A 6,957-nucleotide genomic window follows, 5' to 3' on the forward strand; every position below is an offset into this window, starting at 1 on the left:
AAAAAGAAGGAGCTGAACGCCCTCGCGAGCAAGGGCAACAGCGCGTGGGAGCGGATGGAGGCCATTGAGGCTGAGCGTTTCCGGCGCGGCCTGCGCGACCTGTCCTGACCAGCGCTTCCTCCGTTTTCGGCCCCGTCCCGGGTGACTTCCCTGCACCTCGGGCCGGGGCCGCTTCCATGCCGACCCGCAATCCCGATGGAGATCCGGATATGACGATCACTTCATGGCGCGCGACCCGGCGGACCCGGGCCGCAGATGAGGCCGAGGTTGACGCGCTGATCTGGGCGTGGCGCCAGGCCTGCGAGGGTGCCGGGCTGTTCCAACAAGTCGACACCGCGACCGGGCCGACGCTGCGGGTGCCTCGACTCGTCGACATCACGCTGGGTCCGCCGACGGTGTTCATCGTCGAGCTGCTGGCCAGTCAGATCGCCGCGGATGTGCGCCGGGTCGCGTTCCGGATGGCCGGACACCTCGGCGCCGTCGCGCTGCAGATCGAGCCACGCGGGCTGCGCCACGTGCGCGTCGAACTCCTGACAGTCGACCCGCTCGCGGCACTACTCCCGCTCGAGCTGCCCCGCCTCGAGCCCGGCGTTCTGCTGGGCCGCGGCGAAGATGGCATCTACGTCGTCGAGGACTTCGAGCGTGGCGCACACACGATCGTTCAGGGCGTCACTCGCTCCGGGAAGTCCGTGTTCACCTACGGCGTGCTGGCCCAGCTGGCCGGAAACCCGCGCGCCATCGTGGCCGGCTGTGACCCGACCGGACTCCTGTGGCGCCCGTTCGCCGGGTCCCGCCACGAGGAATGGCAGGTCAGCGGTGTAGCAGACCCGTTGGCCCACGAGGTGCTGCTGGAGCGCCTGGTGGCGGAGATGGACGAGCGCATCACCGAGCTGCCCGCCGATCGCGACACCATCGAGATCAACGACAAGCACCCGATGATCCTCGTGGTCCTGGAGGAACTGGCCGGACTGCTGCGCTGCGTCGACGGCCTCAAGACGCCCAAGGACGACCCCGGTAAGCGTCTGCGCGCGTTGATCGCCCGGCTGCTCGCCGAGAGCGCGAAGGTCGGCATCCGGGTCCTGATCCTCGTGCAGCGTGCCGAGGCCGCGGTGATCGGAGCGTTCGAGCGCGCCATGTGCTCGCTGCGGATCTCCTTCCGCACCGACAACCGCGCCTCGGTCGACCTGCTGCACCCCGGCACACCTGCTGATCTCGCGGATTCCCACACCACTGCGCAGCCCGGAATCGCGCTGATGTCGGCGCCCGGGCATGAGCTCGCCCGCATCCGTGCGCCCTTCCTGGGTGGCTACGCCGAGTACGCGTCAGCGGTCGCTACGGCGTGTCTCCCCGACGTCCAGAGCTGATCAGTCCACAGTCGTCCCTGGAAAAGCCGAGAGCCCCAGGTGTTACCAGCACCTGAGGCTCTGCACCAGCGGCGATCCGAGCAGATCTGACAAGCAGAAGAGGACCAGCCGCTGTGGCTTACCGCCACGGTACGGGCGCCGAGGCTGGCGCTCAACGCCGACACACGTTTCCCCCCCTCTCGGCCCAGCCCAACGGCGCAGATAGGTCCGTCACGGGCCCCTGGGGCAGCAGCAACGGTGCCCCGCGCGCGCCGAAGGCGGGCGCGCGGGGCGGGCGAGCCTGCGAGCCCCTTGGGAATACAGGACTTACCTGCCCCACTGCTGGTCAAGAGGCCGTGGAACTGGGGATGGCAGAAGCGGAGCTAGGGCTCCCGAGTGATGCTGACGTTCGCTGGGCTGTGCACCGGGCGATGTGGAGTGCCTCGCCACTGCGCAAGGTTCGCTCGTGCCACCGGTCACCGTTCGATCCGGAGGCAGGGGAAGTCGCCGTGACGGTTCGTCGGCGCGAGGACGGTGGCGTTGACGTTGGAGCTGGCGGGCTCAAGACCTGCGCATCGTGGCATTCGTGCCAGACCTGCGGAGTACGGATCGCGGTGCACCGGGCGCAGGAACTCGATCACCTGTTCCGGGTGTGGGAGGCACTGGGCAACAGCGTCGTGCTGGCCACATTCACTTGCCGCCACCACCGGGGCATGGCCCTGCGCCAGCTCGTCGAGGGCCAGCGCGGCGGATGGGCTGCCGCGCGCTCGGACCGCCCGTACAAAGCTGATCTGGCGGCGTTGCAGGTCGCTGAGCTAGACGCGCACGCTGACGAACGGGCCGAGCTGTTGGCTGCGATCGCTGCGGAACCGAACGCGCCCGGTACTCAGGAGCTGGTCAAACGTCTGCGAAAGCTCAAGAAGACGCGTGGTGTGATCCGGGCGTTCGAGGCGACTCACGGTGATGAGAACGGCTGGCACCCGCACTTCCACGTGTTCTTCCTGGTCGAAGGAAAGATCACGAAGGAGCATGCCGAGTTCGCGCTGGCTCCGATGTGGGACCGATGGCGCGCCGGGCTCGCCGAGCACGGCATGACCGCCGTCGCCGAGGTCAACGGAGAGTCCGCTGGGTTCGACGTCCAGGTGCTGGGCGAGGGTTCCTCACAAGCATGGGCGAAGTACCCGTTCAAGCTCGCGCTGGAGGCCGTCGGCGGCGTGTTCAAGAACGGCCGGGACCAGGACGGCAAGGGCCGCGAGCTGGGCAAGCGGCACCGCACCCCGTTCGAGGTGATGGAGCACATCGCCGTGGCGCAGAGCCTGCCCGGTGCTGATGACGCCCAGGCTGCGGCGGATCGCGAGATCCTGAACGAGTGGTCGACCACCGCCACAGACATGCGGTTCCGGCAGTGCCCATGGCCACCCGGCATGCGCGCCTGGTTCACGCAGAAAGCGAAGGAACTCGATATCGAGGGGCCGCTGCTGGAGGAGTTCCAAGAGGACGACGACGTAGCGGCGGCCAGCGTCGAGGGCACCGAAACAGCCGGCCACATCTCGGCCGGAGCCTGGGCCGGAACAGTCGCCTACGAGCTGGACACGCTGCGTGCCGTCGGCCGCCGCCTCGGTGTTGGCGGGGTGGTCTCCTGGCACGACCGGCGCGGCATCGCGTTCGAGCTGTCACGGACTGGGCTCGCCATGCTCGCCGAGGAACAGCACCATCGACCACCCGGCGCGATCGTCGGTCAGTCATCAGGGGGTCGACCCATGCCACGGGCATCCTCGGCACCCGCGTTTTCCTAGGGAAAACGCATACCTTGCTCCGCTCATGTCAGCCAACGCTGACACGTCTGACAGTGAGCAAGATATGGAACTTCGTTCACAAAACCTCGGCCACCGCGTGCCGGGTGAACCACTTCGTGATCATGAAAAAGACCGTGTCAATGAGTCGTTGACACGACAGTCCGGTCCATGATCATTTTTAATGCATAGGTCCATGGCGGTGGATGGCAGCGGCGGGCCCGTTGATCACGATGCCTCGGTGTGAGTCGCTTGGTTCGTACCGGCGGATCGTCGGATGCAATGGTCCGCCTGGTTGTGGTGGGTGCTTGTGTAGTCGAGCTGGAGTGCTGGTGTGTGTTCGTGGCTGGGGGTGCGGAGTACGTGTACTTCGACCTGTCCAGTGCGGAGGGGTGCGTCTGGCAGGTCAGCGTCGGTGGTGAGGGTTCGTCTCTAGTGCGCGGTCCGGAACGTGCGGGGATGCGCGGCCCGAAGCGGTGGGCCGCGCGTGTCCCTCAGGTCGACCGGCGGCGTACCGGGCGGCCTTGGTTGCGGATCCTGTCGCGAACTCTGGCCATGGCTGCTGGGTCATCGACGAGCTCGTCGAACATCGCGCGGAGCAGATGCTGGGGTCGGACCGGCCACCCGACGTCGAGCCCGGTGTCGGCCGCCTCGCGCAGCAGGACCGCGTGACGAGACGCTGCGAGGTCGAGCGTTGAGCGCACGGTTGGCTCGGAGTCGGCTTCTACGTCGTCCTGCACGGGCGTCTGGGGCTTTGGCGTCGACACGGGTGCTGTCGCCGTTGCTCGGGTGGCACTGAGGCGCTGAGGGGCAGGAACGGGCTTCTCGTCGAGCAGGCCTTGCAGGGCGTCGAGCTTCCTAGCCACGGTCGGTCTCCTCGGTCGCAGGCAGGGTGATGTCAACGGCGGCGAATGCCTCGGTGGCCAGCGCGCGGTAATCGGCCTCGGCCTTGCGGGCACTGGGACGGCGCCCCGGGATGTCGAGGACGGTCATGCCGTTCTCGACCGCCTCGTTGTAGATCTTGTAGTCGCGAATGATCGTGTCGGCGAACCGGTGGCCGGCTCCCGCGTCGAGCACGAGTGCACGCTGTCTCCGGGCCTGCGGGAGCGCTGCTGTCGGGACGTTGGTCATCACGATCAGGTGTGCCATGTCGAGGGGGATCAGCTCGTCGCGGACAACGCGCATCACCGGCCGCAGGTCCAGGATCTCGTGAGTGGTCGGTACCAGGAGTAGATCCGGAACCGGTCGCCCGCCGTCGCCGGACAGGATCGCCTCGAACGCTCCGACTCTCGCCCCGGGCAGGTCGACGACCATGAGGTCGTACTCGTCAGCGGCACGCAGCTTCGCCAGCTCGTGCGGGTCACTCGCCGCGTAGACGTCGAGCGGGATCTCATCACCCGCGGTCCCAGCCCAGTCCATCGTCGAGGCGTTCGCGTCGCCGTCCACCAGGAGCACGCGGAGACCGGCCTGGGCTGCGATCACTGCCAGCGTGACCGCTGTCGTCGTCTTCCCGACGCCACCCTTGGGCGACCCCACAGCGATGATTTTCACGCTCGACCTCGAGCCTCATCGCCCAGGAACGCGAGACCGCACCCCGCGCACACGCATGTCGGCGGCTCGATGTCGTCCTGCATCGACGCCACCCGCCACCCGCACAGGGCGTCGTGGATGACTAGCGGGACCAGCGTGGCCCCCTTGATCTGCCGCAGTCCCTGACCTGCAACCGGTGTCGGGTAGAGCCCGAGCTCCATCTCCTCAGCCAGTGCTCGTAGACCGGCCACGACCACCGCCTGCTCGATCGGTTTCCGCATCTCATGACCTCCGCATTTCCGTGTCTCCGGATATCAGTAACTCAGTAGTCATCGAGTCAGTAGTCATCGGGTCAGTAATCAGTAAAGAAGTATCTACTTCATTAAGTAGTATCGTAACTCAGTAATTAAGTAGTCCGCAAGGGTGTTCGAGGATTGACCGGTGGCATATTTTCCCAGCTCAAACGGGGGGTGGCCAAGAGGTGGGTTCCCCTCGCGCTCCGGCCGTGTCCTCATCACCACAGGTTGTCCTGCCGCCGCAACCCGCCTCGGCCCCAACTCGCAGAAGGTCACTGCGGGCAGGACTGAGGTCGCGTTCACCTCGCGGACGCTGCACTTGGAAGCTAGGTCGAAGGCCGGCTAACGCAGTGACCACATGAACGGCGACCTGCGCTACAAGCAACCGTGGAGGCAGTGAGGCGGGTTGCGGCGGCAGGGCGTTCTGTGGTGACCCTCTGGGCGGCCGGAGCGTGAGGGGGACCCACCGACCACCCGACCACCTCGAACCGCAGCCTCGGCTCCTACCCCGGTTCCCTGAGCGTGGAGGCCCCGCCGGAGGCGCTGTCAGAGTTGGGCTACTGCTCGCCGATAGTCCGGCGCAGGTGCTCGTGAACCGGCTCGAACATGCCGTAGGCCGCCATGGCCTCCTCGACCTCGGGCAGGCTCATCCACCGGACATCGGTGAGTTCGTCCTCGTCGCCGACGAACACATCAGTTCCTGCTGCGGGGGCGCAAGCCAGGTAGATCATGGTGCGACCGGTCTTGGGGTGGACGCGGCGGCCGATCTCTCGGTCACCGGCCACGACGAGCAGGCCGGTCTCTTCCTTGACCTCGCGTACAGCAGCATCGGCCTGAGCCTCGCCGGGCTCGATCTCGCCGCTGATGAAGGTCCACGGGGGTTTGCCGTCGCGGCGCTGGCCGACGAGCACGCCGAGCCCAGAGGTCACGATCGCGGACACGACGGGCTGCTTCTCGGGTGTGGTCGCAGGCTCAGACACGGGCGGGGCCTCCTGGACGTTGACGTAGATCCCAGATCCGCCTCGTGTGGTCACGAGGCCGTCGTCGCGCAGCTGGTCGATGGCGTTGCGGATGGTGCCCTTGGCGACGCCGTACTGCTCCTGGAGCTGGCCCATGGTGGGCAGGCGATCGCCGTTGTGCCAACGCCCGGAATTGATCTTGGCGCGCAGATCGGCAGCGATGCGTCGCCAGGGGCGTTCGTACTGAGCTGCTGCCATGCCCGGTGAGCTTACCTGACCCAAGCGGGTCATCTGGGTGACTTCGACCCGCGTCCTTTACATGACCTACTTGGGTCATGTATATCTGGTTACCTGACCTGATCAGACCATGTAAAGGACGTGACATGCGCAGCTACCCGATCGACGCCGAGCGAGTTCGACTGATCAGCACGGGGACGGTGTCCCCGGTGACGAAGTGGGTGGAGCTGTCCGACGGCTCGCGGCGCCCTGACCCGACCGGGCGCCAGGACGAGGACGAGAACGGTCGTCCGCTCTGGCGCGTCGAAGTGATCATGCCCGCGGATGAGGGGGACGACCGAGACAAGACCGGCGTCGCTGAGATCACCGTGGCCAGCAAGGACCGGCCCGACCCCGGAGCGTTCGGCGACCTGCTGGTTTTCGAGGGCCTCGTGGTGAGCCCCGGCTACGTGAACAAGCGCTCGGGGCAGCTCACCCCGGCGCGCTGGTCGGCGAATGGCATCCGCAAGCAGGGCGGCCGTGCTGCCGCTGCTGCTGCCTAATCCAGCTCTTCAGAAGGAGACCGTGATGGGCAAGTGGTACGGCAAGAACAGCTACAGCCAGGCATCTCAGGACGCAATGGCCAGCGGCCATGCCATCTATGACGCGCAAGAGGCGGGAGCGAAAAAGAAGGAGCTGAACGCCCTCGCGAGCAAGGGCAACAGCGCGTGGGAGCGGATGGAGGCCATTGAGGCTGAGCGTTTCCGGCGCGGCCTGCGCGACCTGTCCTGACCAGCGCTTCCTCCGTTTTCGGCCCCGT

At 66.8% G+C, this 6,957-nt stretch carries 8 protein-coding genes; 4 read left to right on the top strand and 4 right to left on the bottom strand.

Annotation, left to right across the window (positions count from 1 at the left end):
- The first annotated feature begins 209 nt into the window (after window positions 1-209).
- Together ACFPFQ_RS48320 and ACFPFQ_RS48325 are read left to right on the top strand one after the other, a co-directional pair.
- Window positions 210-1,364 (top strand): hypothetical protein, encoded by a 1,155-nt coding sequence (locus tag ACFPFQ_RS48320; RefSeq protein ID WP_379630074.1) that lies wholly within the window; start codon window positions 210-212, stop codon window positions 1,362-1,364.
- Between the two features lie 593 nt (window positions 1,365-1,957).
- Window positions 1,958-3,139: a hypothetical protein gene (locus ACFPFQ_RS48325; RefSeq protein ID WP_379630075.1), complete on the top strand. Its 1,182-nt coding sequence runs from the start codon at window positions 1,958-1,960 to the stop codon at window positions 3,137-3,139.
- Between the two features lie 491 nt (window positions 3,140-3,630).
- On the opposite strand, the gene ACFPFQ_RS48330 is transcribed toward ACFPFQ_RS48325, so the two are convergent.
- The 4 genes from ACFPFQ_RS48330 to ACFPFQ_RS48345 all read right to left on the bottom strand — a co-directional run bounded on the left by ACFPFQ_RS48330 (window position 3,631) and on the right by ACFPFQ_RS48345 (window position 6,212).
- Window positions 3,631-4,002 (bottom strand): hypothetical protein, encoded by a 372-nt coding sequence (locus ACFPFQ_RS48330; RefSeq protein WP_379630076.1) that lies wholly within the window; start codon window positions 4,000-4,002, stop codon window positions 3,631-3,633.
- The gene (locus tag ACFPFQ_RS48335; RefSeq protein WP_379630077.1) at window positions 3,995-4,687 is read right to left on the bottom strand and encodes a ParA family protein; all 693 of its coding nucleotides are present in this window, start codon (window positions 4,685-4,687) and stop codon (window positions 3,995-3,997) included. Before ACFPFQ_RS48335 ends, ACFPFQ_RS48330 begins: the two co-directional genes overlap by 8 nt.
- Window positions 4,684-4,947: a hypothetical protein gene (locus ACFPFQ_RS48340; protein WP_379630078.1), complete on the bottom strand. Its 264-nt coding sequence runs from the start codon at window positions 4,945-4,947 to the stop codon at window positions 4,684-4,686. The genes ACFPFQ_RS48335 and ACFPFQ_RS48340 overlap by 4 nt, the downstream gene beginning before the upstream one ends.
- A gap of 572 nt (window positions 4,948-5,519) precedes the next feature.
- Entirely contained in the window at window positions 5,520-6,212 is a 693-nt protein-coding gene (locus ACFPFQ_RS48345; protein WP_379630079.1) for a GntR family transcriptional regulator, read from the bottom strand.
- A gap of 92 nt (window positions 6,213-6,304) precedes the next feature.
- Here ACFPFQ_RS48345 and ACFPFQ_RS48350 point away from each other — a divergent pair, with 92 nt between their 5' ends.
- Together ACFPFQ_RS48350 and ACFPFQ_RS48355 are read left to right on the top strand one after the other, a co-directional pair.
- The gene (locus ACFPFQ_RS48350) at window positions 6,305-6,700 is read left to right on the top strand and encodes a hypothetical protein (protein ID WP_379630080.1); all 396 of its coding nucleotides are present in this window, start codon (window positions 6,305-6,307) and stop codon (window positions 6,698-6,700) included.
- Window positions 6,678-6,929 carry a hypothetical protein gene (locus tag ACFPFQ_RS48355; RefSeq protein WP_379630081.1) on the top strand — a complete coding sequence of 84 codons (252 nt, stop codon included), beginning with the start codon at window positions 6,678-6,680 and terminating at the stop codon, window positions 6,927-6,929. The genes ACFPFQ_RS48350 and ACFPFQ_RS48355 overlap by 23 nt, the downstream gene beginning before the upstream one ends.
- Window positions 6,930-6,957 lie beyond the last annotated feature (28 nt).

The sequence above is a fragment of the Pseudonocardia sp. GCM10023141 genome (genome assembly GCF_042653605.1).